Genomic DNA, 367 nt, shown 5'->3' on the forward strand with positions numbered 1-367 from the left:
CCTTATACACCCGCCTCTACATAATGAAACCCAAACCTATACAGACGCATTAATTGAAATGTCAGCCAGTGTGCTTGGCATGACCGCTATTAAAAATAGTAATGAGCAATTATCGGGGTTGTTTACCGATGGTGATTAACGCCGTATTTTAGAGCAACGTATTGAAATACACAGCACATAAATTAATCTTGTGATGACAAAGTCATGGACAACAGCCACACAAGAAATGCGCGCCGCTGAAGAACTTAACATTATGGAACAAAAAAGTATTAATGGTTTAATTGTTATTAATGAGCACTTTCACCCCATTGGCGCACTAAATATGCAAGACTTACTAATAGCGGGAGTGCTATAACTGCAGTTTGAA

1 pseudogene is annotated in these 367 nt (G+C 38.7%); it reads left to right on the forward strand.

Annotated elements, in window-relative coordinates:
• A pseudogene (locus CWB78_RS18475) lies at positions 1-355 on the forward strand (CBS domain-containing protein); the annotation flags it as partial.
• Between the last annotated feature and the right edge of the window lie 12 nt (positions 356-367).

Origin of the sequence: Pseudoalteromonas sp. S1612, from assembly GCF_005887175.1 — a bacterium.
GTDB classification, from domain to species: domain Bacteria; phylum Pseudomonadota; class Gammaproteobacteria; order Enterobacterales; family Alteromonadaceae; genus Pseudoalteromonas; species Pseudoalteromonas undina.